This is a genomic window from Cutibacterium sp. 37298, assembly GCF_023838685.1.
Classification (GTDB): Bacteria; Actinomycetota; Actinomycetes; order Propionibacteriales; family Propionibacteriaceae; genus Cutibacterium; species Cutibacterium acnes.
Genome location: NZ_JAJNRJ010000002.1, coordinates 20,069 through 38,521 on the forward strand (window position 1 = coordinate 20,069; position 18,453 = coordinate 38,521).

The window sequence follows — 18,453 nt, forward strand, 5'->3', positions numbered from 1 at the left end:
CCCGCTAGGTTGGGAGTATGAGCGAGACTCTCGATCGGTTCATCGCCGGGCTGTCCTTTGAACCTGACGACTACCAGGTAAAGGCCTGCCAAGATCTCGACGACGGCGCGGGTGTTCTAGTGGCCGCTCCTACTGGAGCTGGCAAGACCGTGGTGGGGGAGTATGCCACTGATTTAGCTCTGGCATCGGGGCTGAAGTGCTTTTACACCACACCCATTAAGGCGCTGTCCAATCAAAAGTTCCATGACCTTGTCGCCCGACACGGTGAAGACCAAGTAGGCCTTCTCACCGGTGACGTCACTATCAACTCCGAGGCACCAGTCATCGTCATGACGACTGAGGTATTGCGCAATATGATCTACCGCAATTCCCATACTCTCGACACTTTGGGGTGGGTGGTGCTGGATGAGGTGCACTACCTCGCGGACCGTTTCCGCGGCCCGGTGTGGGAAGAGGTCATCCTTGGACTCGATCCGCGCGTCAAGATCGTTGGTCTTTCGGCAACCGTCTCTAATGCCGAGGAATTTGGAGAGTGGCTCGACGAGGTGCGTGGCGACGTCAGGGTCGTCGTGTCCGAGCGTCGCCCGGTACCGCTTGTCCAACACGTAGCGGTGGCGCGACGTCTTTATGAACTCTTCGATTCGCGCCGTCCTACGGAGGTCAACCCCGAACTAACCTCCATTGCCAAGGAGGAGGCCCGGTTCCAGCGTGATGACTCCCGTCGTCCGCGAGGAAGGTCTGGCAAGGGGAAACACAGTGTGTCTTATGGAACTGGCCGATTCGGTGGGGCCTCGGCACAGCGTCGGGGGCGTGGCGGTCGGCCTCGTGGCCCTCGCAACCAGCCGAGCCGTATCCAGGTGGTGCGTTCCCTCCACAAGGCCAACCTCTTGCCGGCCATCATCTTCGTGTTCTCCCGGAGCGGGTGTGACGCTGCTGTCAGCCAGCTGCTTAACACCGACCTGGTGCTCACTAGCCAGCAGGAAGCCCGTCAGTTGCGTCGCATCGCTCAACGCCATGGGGAAGGATTGACTGACGAGGAACGCCGCGCGGTTGGCTGGAATCACTTCATGGCAGCCTTCGAACGTGGCATTGCTGCTCACCATGCCGGTCTGCTCCCGGTGATCAAAGTGATCGTTGAGGAGGGGTTCGTCGCGGGATTACTCAAGGTCGTCGTCGCTACCGAGACCCTCGCTCTGGGCATCAATATGCCAGCTCGTACCGTCGTGCTGGAAAAACTCGTCAAATACAATGGCCAGACTCACGCTGACATCACCCCCGGGGAATACACCCAGCTCACCGGACGCGCCGGACGCCGTGGGATCGACACCCAGGGGTACGCCGTCGTCTGCTGGCAACCAGGTATGGATCCGCGTGCGGTGGCCGGACTGGCCTCGCGTCGTACGTACCCGCTCAATTCGGCCTTTGTGCCGACATACAACATGGCCGTCAACCTCGTTGGATCGATGGGGCGGGAAAAAGCTCGTGACCTACTGGAGCATTCCTTCGCACAGTTCCAAATCGATCGCAGATTGGGAGGCTCGGCAGTTCGCAACCGGCAAACCCAGGCCGACATCGAGGCCTACCTCAAGGCGGCCCATTGCGAAAGGGGAGATTTCACCGTATACGCCCGGTTGCGGGAAAACATTAGGGAGCTGGAACATGAGCAGGCGAGGTTGCGCAAAGGTGAACTTCCTAGCCAGGTTGCCGACTCACTGTCGAGTCTTGATCCTGGGGACATCATCGCCGTGCCATCTGGGCGTCACGCTCGGTGGGTCGTTGTCGTTGACCCTGGCACCCACGGCGCGAGAGGTCAACGGCCTCGCCCCCTTGTCATGACCCCGGATCGGACAGTGATTCGTCTGGGGCATCAGGATATTGACGCCCCCGTTACCCGAGTAGCCGGCGTGAAAGTCCCGCGCCATTTCCACCCCGAAAACCAGGCCGATCGTCGCTGCCTCGGCAAGGCCTTCGATCGGGTACTTGAGGGGCTGGGGAGGCCAGTGGTGAAGCCGCGTCGTGCTGCGGTGGATGCTGAGCTTTCCGACCAGATCGCCGAGCTGCGCTCCCAGATGAAGGCTCATCCCTGCCACTCCTGCCCCGATCGCGAGTCCCATGCGCATTTCGCTGAACGTGCCATGAGACTTCGCCGTCGCAGTGAGAGGGAATTGACGAAAGCACGCGCGAAGGCGACGTCGATTGCCACCCAGTTTGAGCGAATTGTGCTGGTACTGGAGGCTTTGGGATACCTCGGTACGGGTGGGGATACTGTCACGGACGCTGGCCGGATGCTTTCGGGGATCTATTCCGAACTCGACTTGGTGACGGCTGAGGCAATTCGGCGAGGCGTCTTTGACGGCCTGGATTGCCCGCAGTTGGCGGCGGTGTTGTCGACCATCGTTCACGAGTCGCGGCCGGGGGACCGGGGCCACCTTCATCGCATGCCCGATGGGAAGAGCGAAGCGGCGGAGTCCCAACTGCGTGCGGTCCGAGCCGAAATTGGTCTGCTCGAGCGTGACCACCGCATTGAGCGTCCCCGAGATCTCGACATTGGTTTTGCCGAGGCCAGCTATGCATGGGCTGCCGGTGCCGGTCTGGACACCGTACTCGACGACATGAGTGCTGGTGATTTTGTGCGCCGGGTGCGTCAGGTGTGCGATCTAGCTGGACAGATTGCCCATGCCGGGGTTGGGGAGAATCTGGCCCACACTTGTCGTCAAGTGGTGGGTGCCATGCAGCGTGGGGTTGTCACCATGGACCGCGAAGAAGACTGATTCGTGCGCCCACTAGGGGGGGGGTGCGGCCCGGTAGCCTGAGGTCATGGCTGTGGCTATACGTGTCATTCCATGTCTGGACGTTAAGGATGGGCGGGTCGTTAAAGGGGTTAACTTTGTCGGCCTGCGCGATGCCGGTGATCCCGTGGAGCTAGCGGCGGAATACGGGCGGCTCGGTGCCGACGAGGTGACTTTCCTCGACATTTCCGCCTCAACAGAGGGGCGCGCCACCACTCGCGAGATGGTGACACGGTGCGCTGAGACAGTTTTCGTGCCCCTCACTGTAGGTGGTGGGGTGCGCGGGGTCGACGACGTCGATGTCCTGCTGAGGGCGGGAGCTGACAAAGTTGGTGTCAACACCGCAGCGATTGCTCATCCCGAGATGATCGACGAGGTCGCTGACCGGTTTGGCAATCAGGTCATCGTGTTGTCTGTCGATGCCCGTCGCGAACCAGATCGGCCATCCGGTTTTGGGGTGACGACCCATGGTGGCGCCCGTTCGGCAGGGTTGGACGCCGTTGAGTGGGCTTGCCAAGCCGTGGAGCGTGGGGCAGGTGAGATTCTGCTCAATTCGATGGACGCCGATGGTACGGCTGATGGCTTCGATATTGAGATGATCGAGGCAGTGAGAGCAGCTGTCGACGTCCCCCTCATCGCTTCAGGTGGAGCTGGAAAGGTTGCCGATTTCGTCGAGGCGGCGCGCGCCGGAGTTGACGCGGTGCTCGCCGCGTCAGTTTTTCACTATCACACCCTGACGATCGCGCAGGTCAAGGATGGCCTGCGTCATGCCGGCTTTGAGGTCCGCTGAGCGAACACGTACTGTAGGCCTAGCCGATGTGGTAGTCATAACTTATGGACTGCCTTTTCTGCTCAATCGCTGCGGGAGACATCCCAGCGACGATCATTGACTCGGACGACGCCTCGGTCGCATTCCTCGACATCGAGCCTTTCCAGGATGGCCACACCCTCGTCATCCCGCGTAATCACGTTACAAGCGTTCTCGACGATGATGGTGAGCTCGGACGTATCAGCCCGATGGTCACCAAGGTGGCTCGTCGCCTCGTAGACTCTCTGGGGGCTTCTGGAGTCAATGTCGTCTCAAACGCCGGTGAGGTTGCCGGCCAGAGTGTCCATCATCTGCACGTGCATATCATTCCCCGGTACGACCGTGAGCCGGGCATCAACGCCATTCGGTCGGCCATGCCTCGTCGCTCTATTGAGGAGGTTGCGGCCATGGTGACTGGGGAATCAAATCGCAAATAGCTCATAATGTGAGACGTTTGTCCGAAACTGTTGACGGTTAACCGTGCACACAAGGAGTCAGTGGCATGAACGACCAGCTTCTTGTTATTGGCTAGCGTCCTGATCCTCCCAGACAGCACGACCTGCCCGATATCTCTGCCTGGGTGCGTCAGTTACAGCGGATGAAAAACCTATGCACTCACATGGTGAAGAAATGCCTGAGGAAGAAATCTCCCCCGCAGCAGGTCATCCAGCGCATTGGTGCTTTGGCGCCCCAAGACACCGTGCTCGTCACAGGTGTGGGACAACACCAGGTGCGGGCTTCCCATTTCCTGCCGCATGACAAGCCCGGGTCTTGGCTGACCTCTGGCGGTGCCGGCGCTATGGGCTACTGCATTTCGGCGGCCTTGGGCGCCAAAACTGGTCGTCCGGAGGCTATCGTCTGGGGTATCGACGGCGACGGCTGTTTCCAACTGGACCAACGGGAACTCGCTACTGTTGCCCTTAATAGTGCTCCTGCCAAGAATAGTGCTCCTGTCAAGATCGCCATCATTGACACCGTTGCTCTACTTCGTGCCAAGGCCGTTGACGCCTCACTGGAATCGCTGACGATCGAGGCCACCGGGAGACGTGAGAAGCTGGATGTGTTACTGCAGGTGCTGGAACATTTCGGAATTGTCGAACTTGTTCAATCCGGACAAGTGGCCCTCAACCGTGGTGTGGCTGTTCTCGGGGCGAAACGCCCCGGGTGACGTCCCCTAGATCCCAAGACAACCCAGACCTCAACAAGGAGAGAAATACGCTATGGCAAAGATCTACTACGACGATGACGCCGATCTGTCCATCATTCAAAACCGTCAGGTTGCCGTCATCGGTTACGGTTCACAAGGTCATGCTCACGCTCTCAACCTGCGCGACTCCGGTGTCGATGTGCGTGTCGGTCTGCGCGAGGGCTCCTCGTCTATCGTCAAGGCTGAGGCTCAGGGACTGCGGGTGCTGTCCATTGAGGATGCCTGCGAAGAGGCCGACCTAATTATGGTGCTCGTTCCCGACCAAGACCAGCGCCAGCTCTATGCTGAGCACATTGCCCCGCACCTCAAGGACGGTGACGCTCTCTTCTTCGCTCACGGCTTCAACGTCCACTTCGGCTACATCAAAGCTCCCCAGGGCGTCGACGTCTGTATGGTTGCCCCGAAGGGTCCCGGTCACATCGTGCGTCGGGAGTACTCTGATGGTCGCGGAGTCCCGGTGCTGGTGTGCGTCGAGCAGGATGCCTCTGGCATCGCCTGGGACCTCACGAGGTCTTATGCCAAGGCCCTCGGCGGTTTGCGCGCCGGCGGCATTGAAACGAGCTTCCGTGAGGAGACCGAGACCGATCTTTTCGGTGAGCAAGCGGTGCTGTGCGGTGGCCTGTCCCACCTCATCCAGGCCGGTTTTGAGACTCTCGTTACCGCCGGTTACCAGCCGGAGATGGCCTGTTTTGAGGTTTGTCACGAGATGAAGATGATCGTTGACCTCATCATCGAAGGCGGTATCTCCAAGCTGCGTTGGTCAATTTCCGATGCTGCTGAGTATGGCGACTACGTGTCTGGCCCGCGTGTGATCGACGACCACGTCAAAAAGAATATGAAGGCGGTCCTAGACGACATCCAAACTGGCGCCTTCGCTAAGCGTTTCATCGCCGATCAGGATGCTGGTGCTCCACAGTTCAAGAAAATTCGCGAGGATGAGGCAAAGCATCCGATCGAGGCTACTGGTAAAGAGCTTCGCAAGATGTACTCCTGGCTGGCAGCTGCTGATGATGACTACACCGAAGGCAGCGCGGCTCGTTGAGCCTGCTGACCTGACGCTGAGGGCCCGTAGGTAGCGCGGGCCCTCAAATCTGTGTCCTCTGCCTCGTCAGCCTCGGGCAGATAGCCGACAGGCAACGATGGCCGCCATGTCGGAGGCAAGCTGGATCTCGGTGGCGTGCACCTTCGGGTGGGTCAGCCAGGCCAGCCTGGTGGTATCGACGGTGCCATTGATGTCGTGGGGAGGAAAACCATGACTGGGGGGCATATCGTCGATGACGACGAGGCCTCCGACCGAGACCGCCTTAAGAATCTCGTCAACATCGCGCGCTCTCGCTACTCGGATCGGTACCGAGAGCAGGCCGAAGGGGCCGTGATCGAGCAGGTCATCCCAGGTGCCCTCGATGACCTCGATATCGAGGTCATCCAAGACCTCGCGAGCTCGAGCGCAGACCGTGGGATCTGGTTCGTAGCTGACAACTCTGGTGCGTTTTCGTGCCCCCAGTCGTAGCCAGGCAGCTCCTGCCCCAGACCCCGTTTCGCACTCCCCAATGGCGCCATGTACCCCGGCCGCCAGGGTAGCCATGAATCGGCCGGTCTCATTGCGGGTGGTGGTGAAATAGCCCATCTCCAGTGCGTTATGGAGAGCTTTCGTCACCGGTTCAGGGATCTCGGGAATGGGTAACACGGGGCCATTCTGCCAGTCGGTATCTTCGAACTTTTTGTGAGGGCGGTCAGCTGGTAGTTGGTTGGGTCAGATGCGTTGGGCAATGTCTCGCCCGATCTCGCTGGTCGTTCGAGCGGGGCCGGAAGCCCTAGTGGCAATGTCCGCCGAGACAGCCTCGCGGACGCGGGCTGCATCCTCAGGGCGGTCAAGATGATCTAGCAGCAATGCTATCGACAGGATCGCTGCCGTCGGGTCAGCCTTACCAGTGCCAGCAATGTCAGGCGCTGAGCCGTGCACCGGCTCAAACATCGACGGGAATTCGCCGGAAGTATTGATATTGGCGCTAGGGGCAAGCCCGATGCCACCGGTCACCGCTGCGGCAAGATCGGTGATGATATCACCAAAGAGGTTGTCGGTGACGATGACGTCGAATCGCTGGGGGTCTCGTACCAGAGCGATCGTGACAGCGTCGACGTGCAAGTAGTCAGTGGTGACACTCGGGAACTCTTGAGCAACTTCGTCGACGATCCGACGCCACAAGGTTCCGGCATTGACGAGCACGTTGTGCTTGTGGACCAGGGTGAGATGGCCGCGTCGAGCAGCTGCACGGGCGAAGGCGTCACGGACGACCCTTTCCACTCCGAAGGCGGTATTGACGCTTACTTCGGTAGCAATCTCGTGCGGTGTGCCGGTACGCACCGATCCGCCATTGCCACAGTAGAGGCCTTCGGTGCCCTCACGACATACGACGAAGTCAATGGGCCCAGCGTCGGTAATGTCCGACGACAACGGGGTTGATGTGCCGGGGTGCCACGTGGACGGACGCAAATTAACACCCTGATCGAGGGCGAAACGAAGTTTGAGTAGCAGACCGCGCTCCAATAAACCTGACGGCACCTCTGTCGAGTCAGGGGTAGCGCCGACCGCGCCGAGCACGATGGCGTCTTCCTGGGCAATCTCGGCCAGAGTGGAGTCGTCAAGAACCTCTCCTGTGGCCTTCCAATGTGCGGCGCCAAGGTGGTATTCGTGGGTGGCAAAAGCATCAGATCCGACGGTCTGCTCCAGCACGTGGAGTGCCTGCTCGGTGACTTCGGGGCCAATTCCGTCGCCGCCGATGACGGCGAGTTGCGTTACGTCGTTGGTCATAGGTGAACCATACTCAGCACGTCCACAATATGATCCATCGATTCAAAAAATGGAACGAATTGCTCGGCGTGGGTGTAATGTGTGGCCATGAGTTTGCGCTTTGCTTCTGCTGACGATTTGACGTGGTCCTCCGACGAGCGGATCGCGCTGGAACATGCCAATCCACGATTTGGTGCGGTCCTTGCCGACCATATGGCTGTTGCTACCTGGCAGGCCGGTGAAGGCTGGGGAGACGACGCCGTGGTCAACTACCACGGACTTGATATCAACCCTGGCAGCGCTGTGCTGCATTACGCCCAGGAGATTTTCGAGGGCCTGAAGGCTTACCGCCACGCTGACGGCTCTATCTGGCTCTTCCGCCCTGATCAGAACGGTGAGCGTTTTGTCCGGTCGGCCGAGCGTCTCGCCCTGCCTACGCTGCCAGTCGAAGACTTCGTTACTGCTTGTATGCGCTTGGTTGAGGTCGACTCCCGTTGGGTCCCTGAGCCCGGTGAGGGTGGAGAGAAGTCCCTCTACCTGCGGCCGTTCATGATCGCCTACCAGGATTTTCTCGGTCTTGCCGCGGCAAGTACCGTGCTGTTTTCCGTTATTGGTTCTCCCGTTGGCGCTTACTTTGTCAGCGGGGTGAAGCCGCTGCGGCTCCTCGTCGAGCGTCGTCAGGCTCGAACGGCCCCCGGCGGCACCGGTGAGGCGAAGTGCGGTGGCAATTACGCAGCTTCGCTGCGTTCCCAGATCGATGCCAAGACCCGCGGCTGCAACGAGGTGCTCTTTGTCGATGCAGTTGAACATCGCTGGATCGAGGAGCTGGGTGGTATGAACTTCATGGCCATCAGCAAAGACGGTCAGCTCGTCACCCCCGAGCTAGCTGGCACCATCCTGCGTGGCGTGACCCGCAAGTCCATTCTGGAAGTTGCCCCCGACCTCGGTCTTGAACCAGTGGAGCGCAAGATCGATGTTGACGAGCTCCTTGATGGCGTTCGCTCTGGCGAGTTCCCGGAAGTCTTCGCCTGTGGTACCGCCGCGGTTGTCACACCGATCGGCTCTTTCCTGGACGGAGATACCGACGTGAAGGTCTCTGAGCCCACCGGAAAGACCACGATGGAGATCCGTCGCCGTCTGCTGGATATCCAGTTCGGACGCGCTGAAGACACCCATGGCTGGTTGAGGCGAGTCTGCTGACGGCGTCGACGACCATTGGGACTGGCCCCAATGATGTGTTCACGATCGGGCTACGACGGTGTCGATGACAATGTCTTGCGGCTGGAAGGTTTGCCCGACGGTGAACGCGTTGGTCATGGCATCCTCGGCCCGCGCAATGGAGTCGGGGGTGTCGGTGAGCAGGGTGGCCAATGGCTGGCCCGTGACAACGCGGTCGCCGGGACGAACTCTCAACATGACGCCAGCCGCAGCCTGCACCGGATCCTCTTTGCGGGCGCGTCCGGCACCCAAACGCCAGGCAGCTAGGCCAACGGACATGGCATCAATCCCGGTGATGACGCCAGTCTCGGTGGCGACGATGTCCTGGGAATGGTGGGCCACCGGTAGTGGAGCGTCAGGGTCGCCGCCCTGAGCACGAACCATGTTGCGCCAGACATCCATTGCCTGGCCACTGGCGAGTACATCGGCCGGGTCGATGCCGTCCAATCCAGCCACCTTCATCATGTGACGGGCCAAGGCGACGGTGAGCTCGACGACGTCGGCAGGACCTCCGCCGGCTAACACCTCGAGGGATTCGGCAACCTCGATGCCGTTACCGCAAGCGTAACCCAGTGGGACGTCCATGTGGGTCAGTAGGGCGGTGGTACGCACCCCGGCGGCTTCACCTAACTCGACGAGACGGCTGGCGAGCTCGCGGGCGTCCTTATCTGTCTTCATGAAGGCACCTGAGCCGGTTTTGACATCGAGGACGAGGCTGTCGGTGCCCTCGGCGATCTTCTTGCTCATGATGGACGAAGCGATCAGCGGGATGGACTCGACGGTGCCGGTAACGTCGCGCAGGGCGTAGAGCTTCTTGTCAGCAGGGGCTAGTCCCGGGCCCGCTGCGCAGATGACAGCGCCGACTTTCTCGAGCTGGGCGACCATCTCGTCATGAGAGAGATCCGCCCGCCATCCGGGAATGGCCTCCATCTTGTCGAGGGTGCCTCCGGTGTGGCCCAGGCCACGCCCAGACAGCTGTGGGACGGCAGCACCGCATGCGGCCACCAGGGGAGCCAGCGGCAAGGTAATTTTGTCGCCCACGCCGCCAGTGGAGTGCTTGTCGACGGTGGGGCGGGATAGCCCAACGAAGGACATCCGCTCGCCCGACTCGATCATGGCCGTCGTCCAGGCTGACAGCTCAGCGTCGTCGAGCCCCTGGAAGTACACCGCCATCGCCATGGCAGACATCTGCTCGTCGGCGACGATGTCGTCGGTGTAGGCGCGGATAAGCCATGCGATTTGGTCGGAGTTGAGAGCCTGGCCTTCGCGCTTAGCGCGGATAAGGTCGACGACGGAATAGGTGCTGGTCATGGCGCAAGTATGACAGGGCTTACCCTTCTCCAGTGCGTGGATGCCCCGGTTATGTCGCGTTATGTCGTTAGTCTTAACCCATGCGTATTGCCCGGTTTGTCACCGCTGGTTCCGACCCTGCCTTCGGGATCGTAGAGCTTGCTGCCGATCATGGAGATCATCCCGAGACCATCGCCGTTATCACGGGGGACCCAGTGGCGGCACCGGTTCAATACACTGGTGCCCGTCACGACCTTGCCGATGCGCGACTGCTGTCTCCGGTGATTCCGCGATCGAAGATCATTGGGGTTGGTCGCAACTACGCCGATCACGCCAGCGAGCTGGGCAATGAGGTTCCCCACCAACCGCTTCTATTTGTTAAGCCGAATACCTCGGTTATCGGCCCTGACGAACCCATTGTGCGACCGACTGCGTCCTCCAACCTGCACTACGAGGGGGAGCTGGCCATCGTTATCGGACGGATCTGTAAGGACGTGCCAGAGGACAGAGCTCAGGAAGTCATCTTTGGGTTCACCGTTGCCAATGACGTCACTGCCCGCGATCTGCAAGATTCTGACGGTCACTGGGTTCGCGCCAAGGGTGCTGACACCTTCTGCCCGCTGGGGCCATGGATGGTTACCCACTTCTCCATTGCGGAAGCGTCTCACTGCCAGATCGTGACTCGACTGGACGGTAGGGAAGTTCAGCACGGTAATACCGACCAGATGGTCCACTCCATCCCCAAGCTCATCTCCTATATCTCCTCGTTCATGACCTTGTTGCCGGGCGATGTCATCCTCACGGGTACCCCCGCTGAGGTCGGGCCGATGGAACTCGGACAGCGCGTCGAGGTTGAAATTGAGGGGATCGGGACGCTAACGAACACTGTCGTGGAGGCCTGATGGCGGCTCGTGCCCTGTCCCGCCGTGCGACGGTGACTGACCCCGAGCCACGGGTCGACTACACCCGGGTTCTCGTTGATTCGAGTGCTGGCCCGGGTCCCGGACTGCTGGGGCTCATCGGGTTGCTGTTGGGGTATGCCGTCGTCGTTCCGGGGCTGCTATACGCCTTCCTTGGCGTCGGTTGGCTCCTCGAGCGTACCGACGGGGAAGGATTCAGCGCCTATTACACGCGAGCAGCCGGGTATCACACCGTCGGGGGGCTCATAGCCACACATGTGGCTCTAGCCAGCCTGATCGTCGTGGTGCTTGTGCTCGCCCGCTACCTTAACCATCGTGTGCCGCGATGGGTGGCTTCGGTACAACCAGGAATTCGCTGGAGATTCGGGTTGTTGGTGGGCCTTGTCGCTGTCGTGGTGCTCAACCTCACGCAGTTACTGGTACGAGGAGGGGCCAACGCCCATTACATCGTTCCCCGGCACTGGTGGGCGTGGTTGTTGGCAATCATCATAACTTCGCCGTTCCAAGCGATCGCCGAGGAGATGTTCTTTCGCGGCTACCTCATGAACGTCATCTCTGGACTGTCGGTGAACCTGCCGGAAAAAGCCGGGCGCTGGACGTCAGTAGTCGTCTCCGCACTGGTTTTTGCCCTTATGCATGGCACGCAAAACGCGTGGCTTTTCGCGGATCGATTCGCCTTTGGTTTGCTCGCCGGTTGGCTCGTCATCGTTACAGGAGGCCTCGAGGCTGGCGTGGCGGCTCACGTCGTCAACAACCTTTTCGCCTTCGGTTATGCAGTCTTCCTGAGAGGGGTGTCGCAGGCCCGCGGTATGACCGCGATGAGTTGGGTGGACGCCGCGTGGGACATTGGTGGTTTCTTGGCGATCGCTCTTGCCGGATGGTGGATCGGAAGTCTCATGAGAGTGGCCCGACGGACACCCGCGTGACAAGGAGTTTCGTCCTGATTTGCAAAGTTGGTGGATGGGCCATTAAAGTTTCTCGTCGTTGCGCCACCGAGGTTCATCACGGTGGAATGACATTGGGGTATGGGGTAATTGGCAGCCCGACTGATTCTGGTTCAGTTAGTCCAGGTTCGAGTCCTGGTACCCCAGCGCGGGAAACCAAATCCGTGAAGTTGCACAGATAGCGGATGGATTGCTAAAGTTTCCCAGCCCGGTTTGGAAACGAGTCGGGGGACAATCGAAGAAGGTTCTCAAGACCGAGCTCGACGGTCATTGATAACCTCATGGCCCCGTAGTGCAGCGGCCTAGCACGCGGCCCTCTCAAGGCTGAAACGGCGGTTCGAATCCGCTCGGGGCTACCCATAGTAGATGGCCCGGATCTAGCAGGATCCGGGCCATGGCAGCATTTTGACGAGATGCCATCCCCCAAGACGCGAGGAATTACCCTCTCACACCTCTGGTCACTTTGGGCAGCACTGTGATCCTCATTGCGCGGACCGGCGCAGCACCTCCGATAAGCGCTCTCCCGCCGCGACGACGGCAGGAGCGTGAATACGTCCCGGCTGACGGGTGAGACGCTCGATCGGTCCTGACACCGATATAGCCGCAATGACCTTCCCTGAGGGAGAGCGCACTGGGGCCGAGACCGATGCCACACCGGCCTCACGCTCACCGACAGATTGAGACCAGCCGCGCTTGCGCACGGCCGCCAAGGTGACTTCGGAGAAGGCAGAGTGGCTCAAGCCACGGCGGATCTTGTCAACGTCTTCCCATGCCAGCAGGATCTGAGCGGCTGAACCGGCATCCATCGACAACACCGACCCGACCGGAATGGTGTCGTGAAGACCGGTGGGACGCTCAGCAGTTGCGGCACAGACACGGCTGCCGGCCTGGCGTCGGTACAGTTGAGCGGACTCGCCTGTGATGTCACGCAGCCTGGCCAGGATCGGCCCAGAAGCAGCCAAGAGACGATCTTCGCCGGCGGCTGCGGCAAGTTCTGATAGCCGCGGGCCAAGAATGAAACGCCCCTGTAGATCGCGTCCGACGAAACGGTGGTGTTCCAGAGCGCGCGCCAAGCGATGGGCCGTTGGGCGAGCCAATCCGGTCATTTGAACCAGCCCTGCCAAGGAGGCTGGTCCGGTCTCGAGGGCTGCCAACACAAGGGCGGCCTTGTCCAATACACCAACACCACTTGATTCGTCCATATTCCGATACTAGCGTTCCAAATCTTGACCGTCGAACCAAAATGGGAGTTGTCAAGAGGGGGTCACACTGCAAACAGCGAATGGGAAGGTGCGGTGGGGAGGACGTTGAGCGAGAAACTCTGGGACGCTCACGTCGTCAGGCATGGGCACGACGGGGAGCGCGATCTTCTCTGCATCGACCTTCACCTCGTCCACGAGGTGACAAGTCCGCAGGCTTTCGATGGGCTTATTAGCTGGGCACTCGGTTTGTCGCCCGGATCTGACCATTGCCACCGAGGACCACAGCATCCCTACCGTCGACAGTATCGAGCCAAGTGTTGACCCGGTTTCGCGCGCTCAGGTCGAGGCGTTGCGAGCCAATGCACCCGAGTTCGGTGTGCCGCTGCATTCTTTAGGGGACGCCGATCAGGGGGTCGTGCACATCATCGGTCCCCAACTGGGTCTCACCCAGCCGGGGATGACTGTCGTCTGTGTTGGCCACCCAGACCCTCCCGCAGGTTCGTCCCACAACGATGGCCGTCACGGTGGATAGTGCCTGAGGAGGTCACACCTAAGGACCTCATCCTGGCCCTCATCTCCGAGACCGGCACCGATGGGGAGTCATATGGTCGAGTATCGCGGCGAGGCCATCGAGAAGATGTCGATGGAGGGTCGCATGACGATCTGCAATATGTCGATTGAGTGGGGAGCTCGCGCCGGCATGGTTGCTTCTGATGAGACCACCTTCACCTACCTCAAGGATCGTCCGCACGCTCCGCGTGGTGCACAGTGGGACAAGGCTGTCGCGTACTGACGACGATGCGACCTTTGACGCTGAGATCCATGTGGACGCCTCGAATCTCGCCCCTTTTGTTACCTGGGGTACCAATCCGGGGCAGGGAGTCCCCCCAGGCGGTGTGGCGCCGGCCGTCGAAGACTTTGAGGACGAGGTAGCTCGCAGCGCAGCGTTACGAGCCCTGGAGTACGTGGATTTGACCCCAGGCACTAAGTGCGCGTCATCGCCATTGACACCGTGTTCCTAGGATCGTGCACGAATGGCCGTGAGGACTTACGGCTGGCTGCTGAGGTTCTCAAAGGACGACATATCGCAGCGGGCACCCGGATGCTCGTCGCCCCTGGATCTGCTCGTGTCCGTCTGCAGGCTATGGAGGAAGGCCTCGACGAGATCGGTTCCCGGTTTGCTGACATCTTTCGCAATAACTCTGCGAACAATGGCTTGTTACTGGCTCAGGTTGACCCCGAGGTCGTCGAAGAGTTGTGGGACTTTGCCGAGCAGCATCCTGGTGAGCAGCTCACCGTCTCCCTCGAGAATCGGACGATCAACCTTCCGGGTCGCACGACCTACCCGTTCCATATTGATGACGTCACGCGTCAGCGTCTGCTGGCCTGTCTTGACGCCGTCGGTGAGACCCTAGAACACGCAGACAATATCGCCGCATATGAGGCACATCGGCCATCTTTCATGCCAACTACGTCTTGACCTGGCGCGCCTATCGATCAGCCAACCCGGTCGATGGTCGCTCGCAAAATTGACGAGTCGGTAGGGTATGGTGATCTAGCTCATTCAGGAGGGACACCGTGGCTTTGCCCGCCGTGACTAACCCAGCCGACACCCCCGGATTGATTTTCCGAATGGGGGTAGGGACGCTGTATCCGCTGGCTCGTATCCTGACGCGGTTTGATCATCACGGTGGCGAGAACCTTCCCGGCCCCGGGCCGGCGCTCATCGTCAGCAATCACATCTCGAATTACGACCCAGTCGTGCTGGGGGCTTTCCTTGTCGCCAACGGACGGTGGCCGCACTGGCTGGCGAAGAAAGAGCTGTTTTCAGTGCCGATTGTCGGTTGGGTGGCCTCGGCTAGTGGACAAATCCCGGTCGACCGGAAAGGCCCCAACCCGGCCAAGGTCCTCCACGACGCTAAGGCGGCCCTCGATAAGGGCATGACGGTCGTGATGTACCCCGAGGGTACGATCACCGCTGATCCGCTTCACTGGCCCATGACAGGACGCACAGGAGCGGCACGTCTGGCGCTGGAGACGGGTGTCCCCGTCATTCCAGTTGGACAATGGGGACCCCAAGAGGTCATGGGCTACAAGGAGATGACCTTCCCGAAACTGTGGCCGCGTAAGACCATGAAGCTGTACTGCGGCACCGATGTTGAGCTGTCAGACCTGCGAGGTCGTCACGACCTTGCGTCTGTCAGGGAGGCCACGAATCGGATCATGGACGCCATTGACGCCCAAGTTGCTCGGGTTCGGGGGGAGTTCCCACCGCCGGATCGCTACGACATGCGCAAAGGGGCACGTATTCCCAAGTCCATTGCTCCCGCGCGGCCAGTCGTCGACCCTCACTGAGGTACTGGCTCGGTAGGCTGGAGTGCCGTCATACGGAAAGGACCTCACATGAATCGCATCCACGTCGCTGTCATCTTCGGGGGGATGAGTTCGGAGCATTCGATCTCCTGCCTTTCGGCGGCGAACGTGGTAGCTGCGATTGACGCCGAACGATTCGATGTCTCCGGTGTCGGTATTAGCCCCCAGGGGATCTGGGTGCGATATGGGGCTGACGAAATCCTCGCTCTTCCCGGTACCGGACAACTTCCTACTGTCGAAATGGGAGATCGTCCTCTGGTGTCGGTCAAACAGATGCCCGAGGGCACCTGCATCGTCGATACCGAGGGTAATGTCGATGCAGTCCAGGTGGTATTTCCGGTATTGCACGGACCATTCGGTGAAGACGGCACCATTCAGGGCCTGCTGGAGATGGCCGGAGTGCGATATGTCGGGTGCGGGGTGGCAGCCAGCGCTAACTGCATGGACAAGCACCTCACCAAGATGATCCTCTCGGAAGCTGGAGTATTGGTCGGACCCTACGTTGTTGTGCGTGATCATGAGTGGCGTGAGGACAGAAATGCTGTTCTCAAAGCTGCATCTCGCCTGGAATACCCGCTATTCGTGAAGCCGGCCCGCGGTGGATCTTCGATCGGCATTTCTCGCGTGACAAGCCCAGAACACCTGGAAACTGCGATTGAGATGGCCCGCGAGCACGACAGCAAAGTCCTCATTGAGCAGGGGATTCGTGGTCGCGAGATCGAGTGCTCTGTCATTGATGGCCGTCATGGTGCTGCCCCTCGGGCCTCCGTGCCCGGTGAGATTGTCGTTCATGACCCTGACGGCTTCTATGACTTCGAAGCTAAATACCTCAGTGGAGAGCAGAAAGCATCCGTTCAGGCTCATGCAAATCTGGACGATGTGACCCGCAGACGGGTGCAAGAAGTCGCGATCAAAGCGTTCCAGGTGCTTGGCTGTGAAGGGCTTGCCCGTATCGACACGTTCGTCACCCCTGACGGCGCCGTTTACGTGAATGAGCCCAATACCATGCCCGGATTTACCCGCAGCTCAGGATTCCCACTCATGTGGCAGGCCAGTGGCATGACGTACGCCCAGATTGTCAGTGAGCTCATTGAGTTAGCTCTGGAAAGGCCCCTCGGCCTGCGCTGATCGGGGTGTATCTCACTGGCAAGCACGTACTTGGGGCATTTTCTTAATGGTTGCTGAAAGATCGACCAGGGCATCCGCCTGCGGGGCGTAACTAGTCGGAACCGTCACTTCGATGTTGCCTGCTCTCCCAATAGTGGTGAATCGCCAGCCGTCGTTAATCTGCTCAGAAAACCATCCGACATCGTTGACGACGTCACAGGGTGACGTTGGTTGGAGGCCGGCAGGCTTGTCGACCCCGCAGCGCAGCACGATATGCGGATCACCCCAGGTTGCCACGGTCGTGTTGTGGTCGTTGAGCGTCGCCCCGGCAACCGTTTGCGGTAAATCTGCCATGACTGCTCGACACCCCGCCGCAGCAGGGCCGCTGGGAGAAGGATGGGCGATCGGCTCATCCTGGCCGGAGCAGGCAGTGGTCAGGAGGAAGACCACTAGCAGGGTTGCGACCGGGGATGCATGATAGATGTGCACATATCCACGCTAGCGCCGATGACCGGTTGATAAGGAGATCCCATGGCCACCACGACGACCATTTCCCAGGTAGGGGAGTTTCCCCTCATCTCCTCGATGGTCGGCGACTTGACGATGGGCCAGGCTGTCACCCTCGGCCCGGGAGACGATGGCGCGGTGTTCCAGGTAGACGGTTCCGCAGTTGTCTCGACCGACGTCCTCGTCGAGGAGGTTCACTTCCGGCGTCGATGGTCTACGGCGACCGACGTGGGCCGAAAAGCCGTTGCCGTCAACGTTTCCGACATCGAGGCAATGGGCGCCGTACCAGTAGCCCTCGTCGTCGGGTTTTCCGCTCCCGGTGATCTTCCGGCGTCCTGGGCCCGCGAATTCATGACCGGGATGGCCGCCGAGTCCCAGAAGGCAGGAGTCAGCGTCGTCGGTGGGGACACCACGGGTGGCCCGGTTGTCAGCATCGCCGTAACAGTTATCGGACAGACCGCTGGCATGGCACCTGTGCGTCGTGACGGTGCTGTACCCGGCGATGAAGTTGCGGTGATTGGCCAACTCGGTTTGGCAGCTGCCGGACTGGCCCTTCTCGGACGCGGTTTCCGTTCTCCACGTGCCGTTGTGGCTGCCCAGCGTTGTCCCGAGGTTCCCTACGGTCAAGGACGGGTGGCGGCTAAGGCTGGAGTACACGCCATGATTGACGTGTCGGATGGTCTGCTGGCTGATTTGGGCCATATCGCGGAGGCATCCGGATTCGCCATGGATATCGACACTGCGAAGCTGGATATCACCGAGTCAGTCCGAACCGTCGGTATGGCCACCGGTGTGGACCCGCTGACGTGGGTGCTTGCCGGCGGGGAGGATCATGCGTTGGCAGCGACTTTCGCTCCCGGCACTGTTCCGGATGGGTGGACCGTCGTCGGACGGGTCCTACCTCCCGACGAGGCACCAGATCCCACGGTTCTCGTTGATGGCCAAGTCTGGCAACAGGAACGAGGTTGGACCCACTTCCATTCCTGAGGTGGCGACGGCGTTTACAGTGCCGTCGAGTTTCGCACCACGACTACCAATCCCGTGACTCCCCGCTTCACCTCTGGGCGGGTGGTGGCCATGGTTGATAACGTCAATGACATGGCGACCCGTGCGTCTTCCCCAGCGCGGCCCCGAAAGACGGCGGCGAAAAAATCGTCGCGTGGCTCGGGCGCGCGCTCGAACGGAAGCAACAAGAAAACGTCGGCCAGCTCGCGGAGCAGGTCGACGCCCTCCAGCGCGTCCACTTCCCCCAACCCGGTGGCCCAGGTGCTGTTAGCAACGTGGTCCGGCATTGCGA

Annotated in this window: 20 protein-coding genes, 2 tRNA genes and 1 pseudogene; 17 read left to right on the plus strand and 6 right to left on the minus strand. The window is 60.4% G+C overall.

The features are described 5' to 3' along the window. The first annotated feature begins 17 nt into the window (after positions 1 to 17). The 5 genes from LRP59_RS04490 (at position 18) to ilvC (ending at position 5,846) form a co-directional block, all read left to right on the plus strand. A complete protein-coding gene (locus tag LRP59_RS04490) occupies positions 18 to 2,771 on the plus strand; it encodes an RNA helicase (protein WP_148378398.1) in 2,754 nt (917 codons plus the stop codon). Between the two features lie 46 nt (positions 2,772 to 2,817). After that, entirely contained in the window at positions 2,818 to 3,579 is a 762-nt protein-coding gene (gene hisF / locus LRP59_RS04495) for an imidazole glycerol phosphate synthase subunit HisF (RefSeq protein WP_002513316.1), read from the plus strand. Positions 3,580 to 3,623: 44 nt separating this feature from the next. Then, positions 3,624 to 4,034 (plus strand): HIT family protein, encoded by a 411-nt coding sequence (locus LRP59_RS04500; protein WP_002513317.1) that lies wholly within the window; start codon positions 3,624 to 3,626, stop codon positions 4,032 to 4,034. A gap of 182 nt (positions 4,035 to 4,216) precedes the next feature. Then, on the plus strand, positions 4,217 to 4,765 hold the full coding sequence (locus tag LRP59_RS04505) for a thiamine pyrophosphate-dependent enzyme (RefSeq protein WP_002521456.1): 549 nt from the start codon (positions 4,217 to 4,219) through the stop codon (positions 4,763 to 4,765). A gap of 52 nt (positions 4,766 to 4,817) precedes the next feature. Next, complete coding sequence (ilvC, locus tag LRP59_RS04510; protein WP_002513319.1) at positions 4,818 to 5,846, plus strand: ketol-acid reductoisomerase; 1,029 nt, start codon at positions 4,818 to 4,820, stop codon at positions 5,844 to 5,846. A 66-nt stretch (positions 5,847 to 5,912) separates the two neighbouring features. Here the strand turns inward: ilvC and LRP59_RS04515 are convergent, their stop codons facing one another. Beyond that, entirely contained in the window at positions 5,913 to 6,491 is a 579-nt protein-coding gene (locus LRP59_RS04515; protein ID WP_002513320.1) for a hypothetical protein, read from the minus strand. 66 nt (positions 6,492 to 6,557) lie between these two features. Next, positions 6,558 to 7,616 carry a 3-isopropylmalate dehydrogenase gene (locus tag LRP59_RS04520; protein WP_002513321.1) on the minus strand — a complete coding sequence of 353 codons (1,059 nt, stop codon included), beginning with the start codon at positions 7,614 to 7,616 and terminating at the stop codon, positions 6,558 to 6,560. Between the two features lie 87 nt (positions 7,617 to 7,703). Here LRP59_RS04520 and LRP59_RS04525 point away from each other — a divergent pair, with 87 nt between their 5' ends. Further along, the gene (locus LRP59_RS04525) at positions 7,704 to 8,795 is read left to right on the plus strand and encodes a branched-chain amino acid aminotransferase (protein ID WP_002521458.1); all 1,092 of its coding nucleotides are present in this window, start codon (positions 7,704 to 7,706) and stop codon (positions 8,793 to 8,795) included. Between the two features lie 39 nt (positions 8,796 to 8,834). Here LRP59_RS04525 and LRP59_RS04530 read toward each other — a convergent pair whose 3' ends face one another. Next, on the minus strand, positions 8,835 to 10,124 hold the full coding sequence (locus tag LRP59_RS04530; protein ID WP_002513323.1) for a thymidine phosphorylase: 1,290 nt from the start codon (positions 10,122 to 10,124) through the stop codon (positions 8,835 to 8,837). An 80-nt stretch (positions 10,125 to 10,204) separates the two neighbouring features. Here LRP59_RS04530 and LRP59_RS04535 point away from each other — a divergent pair, with 80 nt between their 5' ends. The 4 genes from LRP59_RS04535 (at position 10,205) to LRP59_RS04550 (ending at position 12,323) form a co-directional block, all read left to right on the plus strand. Then, positions 10,205 to 11,005, plus strand: coding sequence for a fumarylacetoacetate hydrolase family protein (locus tag LRP59_RS04535; protein WP_002513324.1), 801 nt, complete (start codon positions 10,205 to 10,207; stop codon positions 11,003 to 11,005). Then, a complete protein-coding gene (locus LRP59_RS04540; protein WP_002513325.1) occupies positions 11,005 to 11,949 on the plus strand; it encodes a CPBP family intramembrane glutamic endopeptidase in 945 nt (314 codons plus the stop codon). Before LRP59_RS04535 ends, LRP59_RS04540 begins: the two co-directional genes overlap by 1 nt. 93 nt (positions 11,950 to 12,042) lie before the next feature. Next, positions 12,043 to 12,114 (plus strand) — tRNA-Gln (locus LRP59_RS04545). 136 nt (positions 12,115 to 12,250) lie between these two features. Continuing rightward, positions 12,251 to 12,323 (plus strand) — tRNA-Glu (locus LRP59_RS04550). 126 nt (positions 12,324 to 12,449) lie between these two features. Here the strand turns inward: LRP59_RS04550 and LRP59_RS04555 are convergent. Continuing rightward, entirely contained in the window at positions 12,450 to 13,169 is a 720-nt protein-coding gene (locus LRP59_RS04555) for an IclR family transcriptional regulator (protein ID WP_002513326.1), read from the minus strand. A gap of 105 nt (positions 13,170 to 13,274) precedes the next feature. Here LRP59_RS04555 and LRP59_RS12085 point away from each other — a divergent pair, with 105 nt between their 5' ends. The 6 genes and pseudogenes from LRP59_RS12085 (at position 13,275) to LRP59_RS04580 (ending at position 16,670) form a co-directional block, all read left to right on the plus strand. After that, a complete protein-coding gene (locus LRP59_RS12085) occupies positions 13,275 to 13,490 on the plus strand; it encodes a hypothetical protein (RefSeq protein WP_306403121.1) in 216 nt (71 codons plus the stop codon). Continuing rightward, a complete protein-coding gene (locus LRP59_RS04560) occupies positions 13,390 to 13,701 on the plus strand; it encodes an aconitase family protein (protein WP_002513328.1) in 312 nt (103 codons plus the stop codon). Before LRP59_RS12085 ends, LRP59_RS04560 begins: the two co-directional genes overlap by 101 nt. Positions 13,702 to 13,824: 123 nt before the next feature. Further along, positions 13,825 to 14,191: pseudogene (locus tag LRP59_RS04565) on the plus strand (aconitase family protein). Further along, complete coding sequence (locus tag LRP59_RS04570; protein ID WP_002513330.1) at positions 14,158 to 14,649, plus strand: aconitase family protein; 492 nt, start codon at positions 14,158 to 14,160, stop codon at positions 14,647 to 14,649. The pseudogene LRP59_RS04565 and the gene LRP59_RS04570 overlap by 34 nt, the downstream one beginning before the upstream one ends. 152 nt (positions 14,650 to 14,801) lie before the next feature. Next, entirely contained in the window at positions 14,802 to 15,524 is a 723-nt protein-coding gene (locus LRP59_RS04575; RefSeq protein ID WP_002521467.1) for a 1-acyl-sn-glycerol-3-phosphate acyltransferase, read from the plus strand. Positions 15,525 to 15,572: 48 nt separating this feature from the next. Then, positions 15,573 to 16,670: a D-alanine--D-alanine ligase family protein gene (locus tag LRP59_RS04580; protein WP_002532977.1), complete on the plus strand. Its 1,098-nt coding sequence runs from the start codon at positions 15,573 to 15,575 to the stop codon at positions 16,668 to 16,670. A gap of 12 nt (positions 16,671 to 16,682) precedes the next feature. On the opposite strand, the gene LRP59_RS04585 is transcribed toward LRP59_RS04580, so the two are convergent. After that, entirely contained in the window at positions 16,683 to 17,138 is a 456-nt protein-coding gene (locus tag LRP59_RS04585; RefSeq protein ID WP_002513333.1) for a DUF3515 domain-containing protein, read from the minus strand. Positions 17,139 to 17,180: 42 nt separating this feature from the next. Between LRP59_RS04585 and LRP59_RS04590 the strand changes: the two genes are divergently transcribed. Beyond that, complete coding sequence (locus LRP59_RS04590) at positions 17,181 to 18,143, plus strand: thiamine-phosphate kinase (RefSeq protein ID WP_002513334.1); 963 nt, start codon at positions 17,181 to 17,183, stop codon at positions 18,141 to 18,143. A 14-nt stretch (positions 18,144 to 18,157) separates the two neighbouring features. Here LRP59_RS04590 and LRP59_RS04595 read toward each other — a convergent pair whose 3' ends face one another. Then, complete coding sequence (locus LRP59_RS04595) at positions 18,158 to 18,448, minus strand: hypothetical protein (RefSeq protein ID WP_002521470.1); 291 nt, start codon at positions 18,446 to 18,448, stop codon at positions 18,158 to 18,160. Positions 18,449 to 18,453 lie beyond the last annotated feature (5 nt).